The organism is Pseudomonas sp. MYb327, from assembly GCF_040438925.1.
Lineage (GTDB): Bacteria > Pseudomonadota > Gammaproteobacteria > Pseudomonadales > Pseudomonadaceae > Aquipseudomonas.
Genome location: NZ_CP159258.1, coordinates 3,132,730 through 3,148,502 on the forward strand (window position 1 = coordinate 3,132,730; position 15,773 = coordinate 3,148,502).

Consider the following 15,773-nt stretch of genomic DNA (forward strand, 5'->3'; position numbering starts at 1 on the left):
CGCCCGGTTCTAAAAATCAACGACGCTTGCGCGAGCCCAATTGAATCCAAGTGGGCGCATGGTCGCTGGCATGCGGTTCGTTGCGCACCCAGGCATCGACACCAGCCTCTTGTAGATAAGGACTCAAGGCCGGATTGAGCAGCAGATGATCGATGCGCAACCCGGAGTTCTTCTGCCAGTGCTGGCGAAAATAATCCCAGAAGGTGTAGAGCCGATCTTCCGGATATAGGTGTCGCAGGGAGTCGGTCCAGCCTTGATCCAGCAATCGCTGATAACACTCGCGACTCTCAGGTTGCAGCAAGGCGTCCTTGAGCCAGGAGCGCGGGTTATAGATGTCGAGATCGGTGGGCACCACGTTGTAATCGCCGGCCAGCACCACCGGATGTTCACTGGCCTGAAGCGCCTGCGCGTAATTGATCAGCCGCTCGAACCACGCCAATTTGTAATCGAACTTCGGCCCCGGTTGCGGGTTGCCATTGGGCAGGTACAGGCAACCCACCAAAACCCCATGCACGGCGGCTTCCAGATAGCGGCTGTGACTGTCGCTGTCATCGCCCGGCAGACCTCGTCGACTTTCCAGCGGCTGCGCATCCCGCGCCAGAATTGCCACCCCGTTCCACGACGCCTGCCCTTGCCAGATCGCACCGTAGCCGATGGCCTCAAGCTCGGCGGCAGGGAATGCGCTGTCCACTGATTTGAGCTCCTGCAAACAGGCGATGTCCGGTTTCTCGCGCTCAAGCCAGGTCAACAGATTCGGCAACCGCGCGCGCATACCGTTGACATTGAAGGTTGCGATTCGCAATTTTTTCATGGCCAGCGTTCCTGTTGCGGGGTGTTTAGGCTGTGACCTCGATGGCTGCCGGTGGTTGCGTTGGCTAGCACCCTGCCGCTCGTCATCCCGCCGGCACCATCCACCCTGCCCTTCACACCAACATCAGGTAACGACTCATTTATGGAGACGGACCATGATGAACATCAAATGTACTTCGCTGCTGTTGGCCGGATTGCTCTCTGCGGCGTCCATGGCAAGCTTCGCAGCGTCTGGCGATGGCGCCGATGCGACGGGCACCAAATCCGGAGCGACCAGCGGCCCTGTCATGCCGCCGGACAATACCCCCTCCGCGCCTTCTGGTGGCAACGCCGGCGACGGTGGTGCGACGGGCTCATCGAGCGGCAGTGCGGGCAGTTCCAGCGGTTCGGGATCGGGATCGGGCGCCGGCGGTGGAACCGGATCGGGCGGTGGTGGCACCGGTGGTGCTGGCGGCGGGACGGGCAGCTGAACGCGTAAAGGCAACCGATGGTGAGTAACCATCGGCTGCCTCCCACCGGATAGCTAAATCTGCCTGACCGCCGGAGGATTCCATTTGCCGTTCAACGCTTCAGCCTTGGGGCCATACAAACGCATCGTCAGGTTGAACGGCCCTTTGGGCGCGGGTAGCCAATTGGCCTCAAGGTCTTTGCCGGGGCTTTCGTTCTGCAAATAAATATCCAGCGAGCCGTCGGCGTTGTTCTTGAACGGCATCCAGCTGCTGACCGCAAAGCGATTGAGCCCGTTGCCAACCTGAAACCCTTCAGGGTCGTACAGCGTGATCGACCAGAAAGCGTTCACCGGTGGCGTGTCACCCTTGGCAAAATGCAGCACGTATTTGTTCCTACCATCGAGCGGCTTGCCGGCCTCATCGCCCATATTCAAGGGATAAATTGCATCCTCGGGCAAATTGGCACCGAGCCCGACCTGGGCGACGATCGCGCGTTTGAGGTAGTAGTTGCCGTACACGCCCATGGTGTCGGTATTCATCGACCAGCCGTTGACGACGCGCGCCAGGGTTTCCACCTTCCATTTCATCAGGCCCAGGGATTCAGCCGGCACGGTCTCGAGCGCCGCTTTGACCTCAGGTTCCAGCGCATCCATGTCGAACGATTTGCCGGCCTCGATACCGATGCGCTTGATCTGCGCCAGCATCGGCTGATCCGTGCTGTGGGCCGGATGCACTTTGAGCAATTCGGCGGCGTAGGCGAAGTAGTCAGCCGCCGACAGCGAGTCGACCTGAATCTTCGGCGGCGTTTTCATGTCGACTGACGAATCGATTTTGACGCTGACCGGCTCAGCTTCTTTACCCAGTCGCGACAATGGCGTCACGGTATAGCCGGCCTGGATTTTGTGCACCGCCGCATAGTCCGCCGCGCCGTCGGTTTTGGTCCGGCCGATGACCCAGACAAAAGGCGTCGGCGCCGGCAGATGATTGAGCCCGGCCGGCACCGTACCCGTCCAGCCCGGTGGCGTCACCAGAAATTGCGCGGCATCGGTTCCCGTGGTGCGCCAGCCCGGTGAGGCGAAAACGTCGCTCCACATGTCGAGCATGGGCAGCAAATAGAAGCGCCCGGCGGTGTCCGGCACGGCGATGACCAGCGGTTCCTTGGTCAAGTCGAGCCAGGCGATGGAATACAAGGTGTCGAAATTCGAGCGCACCACCCCTTTGAAATCCGCGGGCGGATACTGCGGCACACTCACAAACATGTTCATCGGGCCTTTGCCGAATTCCTTGCCCGGTTCGATGTTGGTGAACTGCTTGCGGGTGATGTCCATGGTCAACAAGGGGTAGAAATAAACGTAGGCCTCAACGCCAATGGCGTGAGCTTCTTCGGGTGTGATTTTCGATTGTGCCTGACTGGCTAGCGGAAACATGGCGGCAGTGGCAACGGTGATGGCAATGGCTGTCAATGCTTGAGTTATCAACATGTTGGCGATCGTCCGTGCGATGGGGAGATCTGCCGGGTTCGGCAGAGCTATCGGAACTCTAGACGATCAAATGAACAAGACCTGACAGACGGACCATCGGTTGGCCGAGGTGTTGCGAGCGTGAAACAGATTGGAATCCGACTTAACGATCAGACCGCATGAGCGACTCGACGCTACCTTCCATCGACAGCACCGCCGAGCGATTGCGACCGGCATGCTTGGCCTGATACAGCGCCGCGTCCGCCCGCTGGATAAACACCTCCATGCTGTCACGCCCCGTCGGCACGAACGAATAACAACCCAGGCTGACCGTGACATACCCGGTGGGTGAACCGGTATGGCTGATGTTCTTGTCCATGACGCTGCGGCGGATTTGTTCAGCGATGGTCATGGCGCCGTGGATATCGGTGTCGGGCAGCAACACCGCAAATTCTTCCCCGCCGTAACGCACGGCCAGATCCGCCTTGCGGTGGCAGCAACCTTTGACCGCCCGCGCCACTTGCGCCAGGCAGTGATCCCCCACGACATGACCGTAGGTGTCGTTGTAGCGCTTGAAGTAATCGATATCGAGCATGATCAGGCTCAGCGCACTGCTCTCCCGCGCGCCGCGCCCGAACTCGATGTCCAGCGCCCGCTCGAACAATCGTCGGTTGGCCAGGCCGGTCAGGCTGTCGTGCGTCGCGATCAACTCCAGTGCTTCCTGGGCCTCGCGCAAATCCGCTTCGACCCGTTCGCCGACACGCACCTGCCGCAGGAACACCCACCCGAACAGCGCCACACCCAACATCACCAGCGCGACGATCAGGCCGGAGCGAAACGCGGTGTCGTACCAGCCCGCGAGGATCGAATCCCTCGACGAGGCCGCTGACACGACCAGCGGGTAAGCCTCCAACTGCCGGTACCCGAACAAGCGGACAATGCCATCCACCACCGAGGTGAGCATCGCGTTCCCCGAAGGTGCTTGCGGCAGGAGTGTTTGAAAGATTTCGCTCTGGGCTAAAGAGGTGCCGATTTGCGACTCCACAAAGGGCCGGCGCGCCAGCAATGTTCCATCGGTCAATGCCACGAACATCGAGCCGTTGTCGTCGATGCTGAAGCTTTTGAAGAACTGGTCGAAGTACGACATCTTGATCCCGGCCAGCAAAACGCCCTGGAACTGTCCGTTCTTGTCGTTGATCCGCTTGGAAATCGGGATGATCCACTCGCCGTTTTCCCGGCTGCGAATCGCCGCACCGATGTGCGCCACGGATGTCACGTTTTGCTGATGGAATTTGAAGTATTCGCGATCCGCCACACCGGGTCCGCGAGGGAGACTTTCAAAGGAAGTGACGACCCACTGGCCCTTCTGGTCGAACAGCAAGATGCCGTGCAATTGTTCCAGAGCCTGCACGCGTCGGGCGAAAATTTTCTGCAAGCGCGGCCTGAGCGCCGGACCGAAACCGTCCACTTGAATCCAGTCCACCAGACTGGTCAGCACCAGGTCGGCCTTCATGAACGTGTCTTCAGCCTGCTGCGCCATGGCCCGCGTCAGGTTCGACGACGCAACCTGGGCCTGACTCAGGTCGTGGCGCCGGGATTGCTCCAACTGCAGGTAAAGCAAACCGCACAGGCACAGGCACACCGTGGCTACAAACAGCACTGCAGCTTTGCGCAGCGGTGCGCGTTTGAAGGCGACGCCGCGAGTGTGATGCCGATCAAGAAAGCGTGTGGGCAAGAAAATCGTCCTTTAAGGGCAACGCATGGGGACCGGCCCAAAAGCCCTTATTTTTTGTGCGCGTAGTCTACGGGGTTATCAGGGATAAATGGAGACCACTTGCCAAGCCGCCTCGGCAAGGTTCGGCCCGGTGACAATCACCCACGGGGGGAAATGATTTGTCACGCTTGCGTGGTGGACATGACACGGCGCAAAAGGCGCATCCCTTTCAACGAGCTACGATTAGTCTTACATCAAGACAGAGAATCGAAATGAGTAAGGCAGACGAACTCGCGGCGAAACTGAAACACACCCCGCACACCAGCTCGGATCAAGCGATTGATAGCTGGGCAGGTCAAGTTTACGACCTCTATCAGCAGATAGAGGCTTGGTTGCTGCCCATGACGCAGGTAGGCCTGGCTCTGCGGCGCAATTCCACTCATGTTTTCGAAAGCACCGACGACGAGACTTACGACTACGCCATCGACCAGTTAGTCGTCGTCGGCAACGAGCACAGCATCACCTTCGATCCCGTCGCGCGCTTCACGGCGGATGGCGAGGGGCGCATCGAGATTCATTCCAAAGGCAACGAACTCGCCCTGTTGCGCACAGTGGACGAACACGGAGCGACGCATTGGTGGCTGCAAGGTATTGAGCAACCCACACCGCAAGCGGATGCGGTTGCATTGACTGAAAACAACCTGCTTGCAGTGGTGCAGGAAGGGTTGGAGCTTTAAGGAAGGTGACATTAAACCTGTGGCGAGGGAGCTTGCTCCCTCATCACAGGGTTATCTTTCAATCACTGGCTACTGTTTCCTTGCCCCGTCACCATCAGCACCGTTTCTGCCCGCGGCAAGTCCAGTGCGGGCAGTTTTGACGGCAGATTAAGCTGGCGCAGTACCGGGGAGTCATAGCCGTAAACATCCGGTTTGAACGTCACCCGCCCCTCATTGCTCAAGTCCACGGTCCAGTACGCCAACAGCACCGGCACCTTGACGGGCAGGCTTATATTTTCGGTTTTACCCTTGGCCAGCTGCTTTTGGATGCCGTCACTGTTCCAGCGCACCGGGTCGTTGAACAACAACTCGACCAATTGCAACGGGTTCTCTACCCGAATGCATCCGGAACTGGTGGCGCGCATGGATTTGGCGAACAACTCGCGGTGCGGTGTGTCGTGCAGGTAAATCGCATAGTCGTTGGGGAAGCGAATCACTACCTGCCCCAGGGAGTTTTCCGGTCCGGCGTCCTGGCGCAAGGTGATACCGCGCGCGTTGTACCAATCGATGGTCGACGGATCGAGCTCATTGCCTTGTCGGTCGAGCGCCCGGATCCGGTTCGCGGCCAGGTAATTCGGATTCTGTTGAATCTTGGGCAGCATATCCTTGACCAGAATCGTCGGCGGCACGGTCCAGGTAGGGTTGAAGGTGATATAGGTAATTTCCGACTGAAACACCGGCGTGCTGCGAAACGGCTTGCCAACCTGCACGCGAGATCGCCAGATCGGCTTACCGTCGCGGTACAGCGCAACTTTATACCCGGCAATGTCAACGACGACAAAAGTGCCTTGCAGTTTGTAAAGCAACCAGCGCGCACGCTCCATGTTCACCCGGACCTGATCGATCCGCGCCTCGACGGGCACATTGAGTGCCTCCAGGGTTGTCTTCCCTGCTACGCCATCCGCACCCAGGTATTGTTCGGTTTGATATTTTTTCACGGCGGCGCTGACGCTGGCATCGTAATCGGTCCGCTTCTTTATGCTCGGCGCCAGGTAACCGCCGGCCACCAAACGCGCGCGCAACTGAGCGACCGCTGCACCGTCCATTCCAGGCTTGAGCGATTGCCCTTCGGCGATTTTCGGCCAACCACCCGCGTCCCGAACCCGACGTAACTGCGCCAGGCCATCACGCATGTTGCGATAAACCGTCTCTTGCGGCGGCGCTTGAGCAAAGGCACTGGCAACATCGTGGGTATCGAGGGCGGCGAAGAAGTTGTTCACATCCTCACGGGGATCAACACCGACCGGGTCGAAGTTCCAATGGAAATCCAGACGTGACGGATCGACTTTACCGCGCCGCAACTGCAGCAACGCGGTGATATAGGTGCGGGTTGCCGCGAGATCGAATGCCGCCAATTGTGCTGGTGTCGGCGCAGTGGCTTGCAGCGCCAATTGCGCCTGGGCCAATTCGGCAATGCGGAAGTCCTCTGGGACCAGACCGTCGATCTGGGTGTCGTTCAGGCTTTTTAGCAACTGGGAGACATCGCGCCCATCCGTCCAGGCCGCGCGGTAGTTGCGGTGCGAATAGAAATCCATGACCACTCGGCTCACATCCACCCGCTGATGCTTGCGCGAAGTGAGTAACGGCGGAAACGCCGATTGCAGGGGTTCCAGCACTACCTGAATCGCCTGGCCGACAACATCATCGGGAGCAGCGCTGCGCTCGCTCACTGGCGGAGATAGCGGCATGATCGGCGACGTTTCACCCATCGCAGTGCCGCTGATCAGAAAGACCATTAAAAAAACGCGGCTTATGACGAATAACCTTGTTAATTGCCCCATAGATAATCCTTAATCTCCCGCAAATCAAAAGGCTAGCGTTCCATTCGCTGCTAGACTCGAATTATTCCTGATGAGACACATTTATGGCGCTACACCGCTTTGGCTTCCTGTTCACAGCCCTGCTGTCGACGTCGGCTTATCTGCCATCAGCCTACGCCGATTCGCTGGAAATCGCTCTGGCCAAAGCCGCTCCCAATGCAAATGCCAAGGTCATCGCCCTGGCAGTCCGCGCAACACAATGCACCCGCGCCCAAGGCGCCGCCCCAGCACAGAGATTAGCAGTGATTGATTACTCCCTGCCCTCCACAGAACAACGCCTGTGGGTATTCGATCTTAAAAAGCGCAAATTGCTGTTCCAGGAACTCGTCGCCCATGGCCGCAACAGCGGCGAAAACATGGCCACCCAGTTCTCCAACCAGAACGAAAGCTACGCCACCAGCCTCGGTCTTTTCCGCACCCAGGAAAGCTATCGCGGCCAGAACGGCTACTCGCTGCGCATGGAAGGCCTGGAACCTGGCTTCAACGATAACGCGTTTGATCGCGCAATCGTCATTCACGGCGCACCGTACGTCAGCCCTGTGCTGGCCCGCGCCAACGGCCGGATAGGCCGTAGCCTGGGTTGTCCGGCAGTCAGGCCGGCGATTGCCCATCGGCTGATTGACTCGATGAAGGACGGGCAATTGCTGTTTTCCTACTATCCGGATCAGCGCTGGCTGAAGTCATCTTCCTACATCAATTGTGGGAGCGGTACGGTGGCATCGTCGGAAAAGCTTACTAAACGCCAGTAACGCGCGTGATGACGGTTGAGAACTTGTTTCACTACACTCCCTCTCAACCCCCCATCACAAAAGCCCGATAACAATGAAAAACAGCACAAGCGTAATGCTGCTCGGTGGCCTGTTCGCTCTATCTTTTGGCACGCAGGCACAGGAAGTCCCCTCGCATCTGGATAGCGTCATTCAACAAGGCCAACTGCGCGTCTGCACGACGGGCGACTACAAACCCTATACCTCCAAGGCCGAAGACGGCGAATACTCGGGCATCGATATCGCCATGGCCCGCTCACTGGCCGACAGCCTGGGCGTCAAGGTCGAGTGGGTGCCCACCACCTGGAAAACCCTGATGCCCGACATGCTCGCGGGCAAATGCGACATCGGCATGGGCGGAATTTCGGTCACCCTCGAACGACAGAAAAAAGCCTTCTTCAGCACCACGCTGGACGTCGACGGCAAAATCCCGCTGGTGCGCTGCGAAGATCAGGCGTTGTATCAAACCGTCGAGCAGATCAACCAGCCTTCGGTTCGCCTGGTTGAACCCGCTGGGGGCACCAACGAAGCTTTCGTTCACGCCTTCCTGCCCAAGGCGCAATTGAGCCTTCACGACAACGTGACCATCTTTCAAGAACTGCTTGATAAGAAGGCCGACGTGATGATCACCGACGCCTCGGAAGCGATGTACCAGCAGAAACTCAAACCGGGACTGTGCGCGGTCAACCCCACGAAATATATGCAATACGGTGAAAAGGCTTATCTGCTGCCGCGTGATGACATGACCTGGAAGTTGTACGTCGATCAGTGGCTGCATCTGGCCAAGGTGACGGGTAATTACCAGAAGATTCTGGGGCAGTGGGTGGCAATGCCTGAGACGAAATAACGTTCACGCTTGCGAATTGCGAATTGCGAATTGCGAACGCAAAGCTGTAGGAGCGGGATCAAACTCAATCGTCGTGCAGCAACCCTGAGCTGTATTCGCCGAAGCTGTTGCCCAGCGCACTGCCATGGAAATTCATCTTGTTCGGGTTGGTGTTGGTTGGCCCCGGGCCAAATCCGGCTGAGGGCACGGATTCCGCTGAGTATTTGCTATGAGAACTCACACCCGAACAGGCGCTCAACAGCAAAGCACCAGCGATTAGCGAGACTTTGATCAGGTTTGAGGTCATTGTTTTAGTTCCTGTGGGTGGGTGCGCGGTGGCAGGTTCTTGTGCGTTCATCCTAGGCTGCTGGCGAAACGGGGATCGTGAAACTTTGATGGGTGACAGCGTTGGTTCAGGTGTGGCGTATTTTTTGAAGATCGAGGTGTTTGTGCAAAAACAGCACGGTCCTACACGACGATAGGAATTGTCCGTACACTTCGCCGTTGCTGCGTTTTTGTCACGAGGCCTATAGTCCGAACGCGCCCAAATGGCGCATCGGGTTTGGCGACTCGATGACAAAGTAGAGGAACCTCCCAGCTATCTCGGAGTGTTTCGGAACGCACTTGGTTACCTGTTTTTGGTGGCTGTGCGTGGGAGACCCTCGGGTCTGCCGGTTTACCTTGTCCCGGTTCGCCAACCTGCGTACAGCTGCCACCCCTTGTTTGGCGACACTGAGTGGTAGTTCACCTCAATACAAGGAATCACTCATTAAAGAATTTATGGCTTTAACCAGCAACGCCGACGATCTCCCCTCCTTTTACGTCAACACCACACAACCCCTGCACTCGCTGCTCAGCAGCGCCAGCTACCGAATCAGCGCCGTGACGCAGGTTCTCGAAAACCTCGCCATGCGCGGCGAAATCAGCACCGACTCCGTCATCCTCAGCGACTTCGCATTGCTGTGCTCCATCCCTCTGCGCGATGGCTGCGATGTGCTGGATGTCATAGCGCGACGCATGGATGCTGAACCGTCCTGACGCAAAAAAGGGGCGCCCTCTACGGACGCCCCTTCGGTAAGCCTTACTGCGATGTAGATTTACTTCGTGATACACCTCGCGACGACCAGCTAATTCAGGCTGACGCTTGTCGGTGTAAGATGCTCCAACCCACATCCACCATTGAGGTCACCATGACCGGTATATCTCTGAACCTGCCGGAAGACCTGTCGAATTCTCTCGCCGACCTGGCAAAGACAAATGGCCAAACTGCGAGCTATCTGGCGATGGACGTCCTTCGCGATTACATCGAACACGAGAAGACTCTGACTGCGCAGATCGAACTGGCCGTGAAAGAAGCCGACGAAGGCAAATTCGCCACGGATGAACAAGTAGCCGCAATGCGTGCCCGGCGCTGGAGCCGGAATGCGGGTTGAGTGGCTGGAAAAGGCTCTCAAAAACCTGGAAGACGAAGGCAATTACATTGCCCTCGAAAATCCAAAAGCTGCTGACGACTTCTCCGATGCGATCTTCGCCAGCGTAGACAAATTGGCCCAATTCCCCGCCATGGGACGCGAAGGCAGGGTCAAAAATACGCGCGAATGGGCGGTGCCCAACTGGTCCTATCTGATCCCCTATCGTGTACGTGGTGATCGCCTTCAGATTCTCGGCGTGTTTCACACCCGACAACGCCCACGCTCCAAGTGGTGAGTCAGCGCAAAAGAATACCGCGGCCGCTCCGAACCGGAACGCCATACCTATCTACAACGCCACGACCGCATCCCTGATAAACTGCGCGCCTACACCTCCCTGATTCTGATTCCCCAATGCCATTACCAACTGCTTCGCTCTCCCGCCGCTTCTCCGTCGCACCTATGATGGACTGGACGGATAGACATTGCCGTTTCTTCCTGCGCCTGCTGTCAAAGAACGCCCTGCTCTACACCGAAATGGTCACCACCGGCGCGTTGCTCAACGGTGATCACGAGCGCTTCCTGCGCCACAACGAAGCCGAGCATCCGCTCGCATTGCAACTCGGCGGCAGTGTTCCGCTGGACCTGGCCGCTTGCGCACGCATGGCCCAGGACCATGGTTACGACGAGGTGAATCTAAACGTCGGCTGCCCAAGTGACCGGGTGCAGAACAACATGATCGGCGCGTGCCTGATGGGGCATCCGCAGTTGGTGGCAGATTGTGTGAAGGCAATGCGTGACGCGGTGTCGATTCCGGTGACGGTGAAGCATCGCATCGGCATCAACGGGCGGGACAGTTACGAGGAGTTGTGTGATTTCGTCGGCACGGTTCGCGAGGCCGGGTGCACCAGTTTTACCGTGCATGCGCGAATTGCGATTCTGGAGGGATTGTCGCCGAAGGAAAATCGCGACATTCCGCCACTGCGGTATGACGTGGCGGCGCGGTTGAAGGCGGATTTTCCGGAGCTGGAGATCATTCTTAACGGCGGGATCAAGACGCTGGAAGCCTGTCACGAGCATTTGCAGACGTTTGACGGTGTGATGCTCGGTCGCGAGGCGTATCACAACCCTTATGTGATGGCTGAAGTGGATCAGCAGTTGTTCGGCAGCACGGCGCCGGTGATCACTCGCGCTGAGGCGCTGGCGCAGTTGCGGCCTTACATTGCTGCGCACATTGAGGCGGGCGGTTCGATGCATCACATCACCCGGCATGTGCTGGGGCTGGGTACCGGTTTCCCGGGAGCACGCAAGTTTCGGCAGTTGTTGTCGGTGGATATCCATAAGGCCAAAGAGCCATTGGCGTTGCTGGATCAGGCGGCGGAGTTGCTTGAAGGGCGCTGACGGTCAGTTGCTTTGAACCTGTGGTCTGTTTTGGCATCGTATTTACCGATACCGAGCCCCGCCTTTCAAACAGCCGTTTTCAGGTTGTTGCCGCCAGGGCCATCGATACACATACGTACCCTTGAGTGGCTGTCAGCGCTCGGGTAATGTCATCAGACCCACAGGACAGAGCACGCCCATGACTTCCAAGCTGGAACAACTCAAGCAAATGACCACCGTCGTTGCCGACACTGGCGACTTCGAAGCGATCGCTCGCGTTAAACCGGTGGACGCGACCACCAACCCTTCCCTGCTGCTCAAGGCAGCAGCCATTCCTGCTTACGCTGAGTTGCTTAACGCTTGCGTCAGCGATTGCAAAGGCGATGTAGGTCTGGCGAGCGACCGTTTTGGCGTCGCGGTAGGGCAAGAAATTCTGAAAGTGATTCCTGGCCGTATTTCCACCGAAGTGGATGCGCGCCTGTCGTTCGACACTGACGCCGTATTGAAGCGTGCGCACCGTCTGATCGAGCTGTACGAAAAAGCCGGCATTGGCCGCGACCGCGTGCTGATCAAGATCGCCTCCACCTGGGAAGGCATCCGCGCTGCGGAAATCCTGGAAAAGGAAGGCATCCAGACCAACCTGACCCTGCTGTTCTCCTTCGCTCAGGCCGCCGCATGTGCCGACGCCGGAGTGTTCCTGATTTCGCCGTTCGTGGGCCGTATCTACGACTGGTACAAGAAAGCCAACGGCAACGACTACACCGGCGCGGATGATCCGGGCGTGCAGTCGGTGACGCGCATCTACAACTACTACAAGGCCAATGACTACAAGACCGTGGTAATGGGCGCGAGCTTCCGCAACTTGAGCCAGATCGAGCACTTGGCCGGTTGCGACCGCCTGACCATCAGCCCGGATCTGATCGACAAGCTGGCCGCTGATACTGGCAAGCTGGAACGTAAACTGGCGCCAGGTCATGCCGGTGAAGCGCGTTTGAGCTTGAACGAAGCGCAGTTCCGCTGGTTGTCGAACGAAGACGCCATGGCGACCGAGAAACTGGCTGAGGGGATTCGTCAGTTTGCTCGCGATCAGGAGAAGCTCGAGGCGTTGTTGCAAGCCAAGCTGTGATCTGAGTTGGTGTAATGCAAAAAGGGCGAACCTTGGTGGGTTCGCCCTTTTTTGTGTCTGCCAGGCTTTGTTGGTTTCGCGGCGGTTATTCGGTGGCTGAATGGCCGCTATCGCCAGCAGGCCGGCTCCTGCAAGGGTCTGCGTCGAACATCAAATCTCTGTAGGAGCCGGCTTGCTGGCGATGGCACCTGGACAGGCACCATCGGATCAAGGGATCAGTGCCGCTCCAGCGCATTCACAAGATCATGAAACGCTTCACGATTTGAGTCGTTGAGGCCCATGAGAATCTTGTGCGCTTCAAGCACCTTGATCCGCACCACTTCTTCGGACTGATCCTGATCTGGCAAGTCGTCAAGGCATTCCGGGCACGGGATCGGCTGGTCAACGATGTTGAACACTTGCTCGAAGCCCATGGATTGCAGCAGACGGGTGATGTCTTCGTGGGTGGTGACGACGGTCGGCAGCAGGCCGACTTTTTGCCGCGACAGGATCGACAGTTTGGCCAGCAGGCCAAGGGTGGTGCTGTCGATGCTGCGGGTTTCGGTCAAATCAATCACGATCGCGTTGAAATTCATCGCGGTGAAGATTTTCTCAATAGTCGCATCCAACGCCGAACACAGGGTCAGGCGAACTTCACCGACGAACTTGAGGACGAAGGTGCCGTCCTGCTCGGCGAACTGGATTCTACCGGTACTCATTAAAGATTCCTGCTCAACACCAACAGGGCGATATCATCCGGCATCTCCCCTAGCGTGGCCAATCCAAAAACCTGCCGCAGACCATCCAGGCTGCCGCCCGCTGCCTTGACCCGTTGGGGCAACGCAGCTTCTTTTTCTTTGAGTGTGGGCTCTGGCAAGAGGTCCAGAATGCCATCAGACATCAGCGTCAGGCTGAATGTCGGCGGCAGCTCCAGCACGTGGTCTTCGTAGGTCGCTTCGTTGAAGAGGCCCACCGGCAGGCCACGCCCTTCCAGATAACGAACACTGTCGGGTGTGTACAACACTGGCAACGGCAAATGACCACCGATGCTATAGGTCAACAAACCTGTCTCCTCGTCGATGACTCCACCGACCATTGTGACGTGTTTGCCCAGCTTACAACTGATCAGGCCCCGGTTGATATGACCAAGAACCTCTGAAGGCTTGAATTCCGGCAATGTACCGCTGCGCTTGGACTCGAACAGCAAGCGCGTGGTCATGAACTTCAGCAGAACGGTGACGAAGGCTGAAGAAGCGCCATGCCCGGAAACGTCCGCCAGGTAAAACGCTACCCGGCGTTCGTCGACGCGGAAGTAGTCGACGAAATCACCCGACAGGTACAGCGACGGGATGATCTGGTGGGCAAATTTGAAATCGTCGATGGTCCAGGGGCTGACCGGCAACATGTTCATCTGGACCTGGCGACCGGCATTCTGGTCTTCCTGGAGCAGGTTCAGGCTGGCGGCGAGCTCGCGGTTGGCCTTTTCCAGCTTTTCGCGGTAGCGCTGGTTCTCCAGCAGCAAGCGCGCACGATCCAGGGCCCGACGCACAGAGTGCTCGAGCACCGCCAGATCTTCTAGAGGCTTGATCAGGTAGTCTGCCGCGCCCAGGCGCAGCGCCTCGACCGCGTCGTTCATCACGCCGGCACCCGACACCACGATTACCGGCGTCTGCGGCGACCGCTCGGTGACCTGGCGGATGAGTTCGAGTCCGCCCATCTGCGGCATGCGCAGATCGCAGATGACCAAGTCGGGCTTTTCTTGCTCGAATACCTGAAGACCCTGCTGACCATTGCTGGCCTGCAAGACGCTGAAACCACTGTCTTCCAAATAGGCGGCGAGGCTCGCGCGCACTACTTCGTCATCATCGATTATCAGCAGCGTGGCACTGGTTTTTGGCATGTGGGCAAACGGCGCCAGAATTAGGTTGGCGTAGCGGCTCGGGTTTATGGCCCGGCTCACACTACTGGATTCGCTTTCTAGCCTCTCTGTCGCACCGCTTTCGGGCATTTGCCCTACACACATGTACACCAGAGGTGCCCTTCTAAGGCGCAGACGGTACTCCCATCCGCGAGGCGTTTCAAGCTCACGCCGATGGTCGCTTGACGTCTACACTTGTCAAAGCACCGGGAGTTATAAGAACAAACAAAACCGTAACCCAATGGAAGGATCAAACCCATGAGCCAAACCGATCGGGACTACAGTGAAAAGCGCGATTTCATCCGCATGCGAGTCGACGCCGATGTGTCGCTGATTCATCAAGGCGATGAGGTCGCAGCCGTCTGCATCGACCTTTCCAGCAGCGGCATGCAGCTTCAGGCGCCGCGTTCGTTCCAGATTGGTGACCGACTCAGCGTGCGTATCGAATCCGAGCACGTCGCGCTAAAGGGGCTCGAAGCCGACACCGAAGTGGTGTGGGTGAACGAACAAACCGGTGGAAGTCAGAAACTCGGCCTTACAATCTTGAAGATGAATTAACCCTGCCTGAAACGAAAAAAGCGGCTCAATGGCCGCTTTTTTCGTTTAACCGGTCAGGATTTAAAAATCGTCTTCGACCTGACCGTCTTTTACCTTGAACTCACGGTTCTGCAGGTAAGCGTTGCGAATAAAGATGTACTTGTCGCCGGTGATCAGCTTCTCGGAAGACAGCAGATTTGCGCGGGTATCGACAATGTTCAGGCCGAAGATCGAGTTACGCACCGGCACATCGTTGATGTACCGATAAGGGCCGGTGTAGCTATCGACCAGTTTGGAAGGCGCATCACGCAGGGTGCTTGGGCCGAGCAGTGGCAGCATCACGTACGGTCCGCTGCCGACACCCCAGTAACCGAGGGTCTGGCCGAAGTCTTCATCGTTGCGATGCAGGCCCATTTGGGTGCCCACATCGAAGAAGCCCAGCAGGCCGAACGTGGTGTTGAAGATCAAACGCGCGGTGTCGACACCTGCCGCGGCGGGTTTGGCCTGCAATAGATTGTTGGCGAGGTTGGTCACGTCGCCAACGTTGCGGAACATGTTGTGGATACCGTCTTCAAGAAACTGCGGCGTCACAAACTGATAACCCTGGGCCAAAGGCTTCAGTGCATAGGTATCAACGACGTCGTTGAACTTGTAGATAGGACGATTGACGCTTTCCCAAGGATCATCTTCCGACGCCGCCTGAGCAGCGAACGGAACCAGCAGTACGCTGGCGCATACACAAAACCTAGCTAGATGATTGCTCCAGCGCATAAAAAAACTCCTTGGAATGTACCGTCGTCGA

At 57.7% G+C, this 15,773-nt stretch carries 18 protein-coding genes; 10 read left to right on the top strand and 8 right to left on the bottom strand.

The annotated features are described in order from the left end of the window. Positions 1-16: 16 nt before the first annotated feature. Positions 17-811 (bottom strand): exodeoxyribonuclease III, encoded by a 795-nt coding sequence (locus tag ABVN21_RS14100; protein ID WP_339553235.1) that lies wholly within the window; start codon positions 809-811, stop codon positions 17-19. 154 nt (positions 812-965) lie between these two features. Here ABVN21_RS14100 and ABVN21_RS14105 point away from each other — a divergent pair, with 154 nt between their 5' ends. Further along, positions 966-1,280, top strand: coding sequence for a hypothetical protein (locus tag ABVN21_RS14105; RefSeq protein ID WP_339553234.1), 315 nt, complete (start codon positions 966-968; stop codon positions 1,278-1,280). A 53-nt stretch (positions 1,281-1,333) separates the two neighbouring features. On the opposite strand, the gene ABVN21_RS14110 is transcribed toward ABVN21_RS14105, so the two are convergent. Together ABVN21_RS14110 and ABVN21_RS14115 are read right to left on the bottom strand one after the other, a co-directional pair. Then, entirely contained in the window at positions 1,334-2,740 is a 1,407-nt protein-coding gene (locus tag ABVN21_RS14110; protein WP_339553233.1) for a DUF1254 domain-containing protein, read from the bottom strand. A 142-nt stretch (positions 2,741-2,882) separates the two neighbouring features. Beyond that, on the bottom strand, positions 2,883-4,454 hold the full coding sequence (locus tag ABVN21_RS14115; protein WP_339553232.1) for a diguanylate cyclase: 1,572 nt from the start codon (positions 4,452-4,454) through the stop codon (positions 2,883-2,885). A gap of 251 nt (positions 4,455-4,705) precedes the next feature. On the opposite strand from ABVN21_RS14115, the gene ABVN21_RS14120 reads away from it, so the two are divergent. Next, positions 4,706-5,170, top strand: a complete 465-nt coding sequence (locus ABVN21_RS14120; protein WP_339553231.1) for a hypothetical protein — start codon at positions 4,706-4,708, stop codon at positions 5,168-5,170. 62 nt (positions 5,171-5,232) lie between these two features. Here ABVN21_RS14120 and ABVN21_RS14125 read toward each other — a convergent pair whose 3' ends face one another. Beyond that, a complete protein-coding gene (locus tag ABVN21_RS14125; protein WP_339553230.1) occupies positions 5,233-6,990 on the bottom strand; it encodes a L,D-transpeptidase family protein in 1,758 nt (585 codons plus the stop codon). Positions 6,991-7,073: 83 nt separating this feature from the next. On the opposite strand from ABVN21_RS14125, the gene ABVN21_RS14130 reads away from it, so the two are divergent. Together ABVN21_RS14130 and ABVN21_RS14135 are read left to right on the top strand one after the other, a co-directional pair. Beyond that, positions 7,074-7,778, top strand: a complete 705-nt coding sequence (locus tag ABVN21_RS14130; protein ID WP_339553229.1) for a murein L,D-transpeptidase catalytic domain family protein — start codon at positions 7,074-7,076, stop codon at positions 7,776-7,778. Positions 7,779-7,851: 73 nt separating this feature from the next. Next, positions 7,852-8,643 carry a transporter substrate-binding domain-containing protein gene (locus tag ABVN21_RS14135; RefSeq protein WP_339553228.1) on the top strand — a complete coding sequence of 264 codons (792 nt, stop codon included), beginning with the start codon at positions 7,852-7,854 and terminating at the stop codon, positions 8,641-8,643. 64 nt (positions 8,644-8,707) lie between these two features. Here the strand turns inward: ABVN21_RS14135 and ABVN21_RS14140 are convergent, their stop codons facing one another. Beyond that, positions 8,708-8,929 carry a hypothetical protein gene (locus tag ABVN21_RS14140; RefSeq protein WP_339553227.1) on the bottom strand — a complete coding sequence of 74 codons (222 nt, stop codon included), beginning with the start codon at positions 8,927-8,929 and terminating at the stop codon, positions 8,708-8,710. A gap of 461 nt (positions 8,930-9,390) precedes the next feature. Between ABVN21_RS14140 and ABVN21_RS14145 the strand changes: the two genes are divergently transcribed. The 5 genes from ABVN21_RS14145 (at position 9,391) to tal (ending at position 12,537) form a co-directional block, all read left to right on the top strand. Continuing rightward, complete coding sequence (locus tag ABVN21_RS14145; RefSeq protein WP_034147866.1) at positions 9,391-9,660, top strand: hypothetical protein; 270 nt, start codon at positions 9,391-9,393, stop codon at positions 9,658-9,660. Between the two features lie 152 nt (positions 9,661-9,812). Next, a complete protein-coding gene (locus ABVN21_RS14150) occupies positions 9,813-10,055 on the top strand; it encodes a CopG family transcriptional regulator (protein WP_339553226.1) in 243 nt (80 codons plus the stop codon). Further along, the gene (locus ABVN21_RS14155; RefSeq protein WP_339553225.1) at positions 10,045-10,329 is read left to right on the top strand and encodes a type II toxin-antitoxin system RelE/ParE family toxin; all 285 of its coding nucleotides are present in this window, start codon (positions 10,045-10,047) and stop codon (positions 10,327-10,329) included. Before ABVN21_RS14150 ends, ABVN21_RS14155 begins: the two co-directional genes overlap by 11 nt. Positions 10,330-10,445: 116 nt before the next feature. Next, complete coding sequence (gene dusA / locus ABVN21_RS14160) at positions 10,446-11,432, top strand: tRNA dihydrouridine(20/20a) synthase DusA (RefSeq protein WP_339553224.1); 987 nt, start codon at positions 10,446-10,448, stop codon at positions 11,430-11,432. Between the two features lie 178 nt (positions 11,433-11,610). Then, on the top strand, positions 11,611-12,537 hold the full coding sequence (gene tal / locus ABVN21_RS14165) for a transaldolase (RefSeq protein WP_223503161.1): 927 nt from the start codon (positions 11,611-11,613) through the stop codon (positions 12,535-12,537). Between the two features lie 215 nt (positions 12,538-12,752). On the opposite strand, the gene rssC is transcribed toward tal, so the two are convergent. Further along, a complete protein-coding gene (rssC, locus tag ABVN21_RS14170) occupies positions 12,753-13,235 on the bottom strand; it encodes an anti-sigma factor antagonist RssC (protein WP_339553223.1) in 483 nt (160 codons plus the stop codon). After that, positions 13,235-14,416, bottom strand: coding sequence for a two-component system response regulator RssB (gene rssB / locus ABVN21_RS14175; RefSeq protein WP_339553312.1), 1,182 nt, complete (start codon positions 14,414-14,416; stop codon positions 13,235-13,237). The genes rssC and rssB overlap by 1 nt, the downstream gene beginning before the upstream one ends. A gap of 276 nt (positions 14,417-14,692) precedes the next feature. On the opposite strand from rssB, the gene ABVN21_RS14180 reads away from it, so the two are divergent. Next, positions 14,693-14,992 carry a PilZ domain-containing protein gene (locus tag ABVN21_RS14180; protein ID WP_339553222.1) on the top strand — a complete coding sequence of 100 codons (300 nt, stop codon included), beginning with the start codon at positions 14,693-14,695 and terminating at the stop codon, positions 14,990-14,992. A gap of 60 nt (positions 14,993-15,052) precedes the next feature. Here the strand turns inward: ABVN21_RS14180 and ABVN21_RS14185 are convergent, their stop codons facing one another. Continuing rightward, positions 15,053-15,742 (bottom strand): VacJ family lipoprotein, encoded by a 690-nt coding sequence (locus tag ABVN21_RS14185; RefSeq protein ID WP_339553221.1) that lies wholly within the window; start codon positions 15,740-15,742, stop codon positions 15,053-15,055. Between the last annotated feature and the right edge of the window lie 31 nt (positions 15,743-15,773).

Bases quoted from the DNA above. Each gene is read 5' to 3' on its own strand.
- rssC (WP_339553223.1), bottom strand. From the start codon at position 13,235: ATGAGTACCGGTAGAATCCAGTTCGCCGAGCAGGACGGCACCTTCGTC.
- ABVN21_RS14105 (WP_339553234.1), top strand. From the start codon at position 966: ATGATGAACATCAAATGTACTTCGCTGCTGTTGGCCGGATTGCTCTCT.
- ABVN21_RS14155 (WP_339553225.1), top strand. From the start codon at position 10,045: ATGCGGGTTGAGTGGCTGGAAAAGGCTCTCAAAAACCTGGAAGACGAA.
- ABVN21_RS14180 (WP_339553222.1), top strand. From the start codon at position 14,693: ATGAGCCAAACCGATCGGGACTACAGTGAAAAGCGCGATTTCATCCGC.
- ABVN21_RS14100 (WP_339553235.1), bottom strand. From the start codon at position 811: ATGAAAAAATTGCGAATCGCAACCTTCAATGTCAACGGTATGCGCGCG.
- ABVN21_RS14120 (WP_339553231.1), top strand. From the start codon at position 4,706: ATGAGTAAGGCAGACGAACTCGCGGCGAAACTGAAACACACCCCGCAC.
- ABVN21_RS14150 (WP_339553226.1), top strand. From the start codon at position 9,813: ATGACCGGTATATCTCTGAACCTGCCGGAAGACCTGTCGAATTCTCTC.
- ABVN21_RS14135 (WP_339553228.1), top strand. From the start codon at position 7,852: ATGAAAAACAGCACAAGCGTAATGCTGCTCGGTGGCCTGTTCGCTCTA.
- ABVN21_RS14110 (WP_339553233.1), bottom strand. From the start codon at position 2,740: ATGTTGATAACTCAAGCATTGACAGCCATTGCCATCACCGTTGCCACT.
- ABVN21_RS14140 (WP_339553227.1), bottom strand. From the start codon at position 8,929: ATGACCTCAAACCTGATCAAAGTCTCGCTAATCGCTGGTGCTTTGCTG.
- ABVN21_RS14125 (WP_339553230.1), bottom strand. From the start codon at position 6,990: ATGGGGCAATTAACAAGGTTATTCGTCATAAGCCGCGTTTTTTTAATG.
- ABVN21_RS14130 (WP_339553229.1), top strand. From the start codon at position 7,074: ATGGCGCTACACCGCTTTGGCTTCCTGTTCACAGCCCTGCTGTCGACG.
- rssB (WP_339553312.1), bottom strand. From the start codon at position 14,416: ATGCCAAAAACCAGTGCCACGCTGCTGATAATCGATGATGACGAAGTA.
- ABVN21_RS14185 (WP_339553221.1), bottom strand. From the start codon at position 15,742: ATGCGCTGGAGCAATCATCTAGCTAGGTTTTGTGTATGCGCCAGCGTA.
- dusA (WP_339553224.1), top strand. From the start codon at position 10,446: ATGCCATTACCAACTGCTTCGCTCTCCCGCCGCTTCTCCGTCGCACCT.
- tal (WP_223503161.1), top strand. From the start codon at position 11,611: ATGACTTCCAAGCTGGAACAACTCAAGCAAATGACCACCGTCGTTGCC.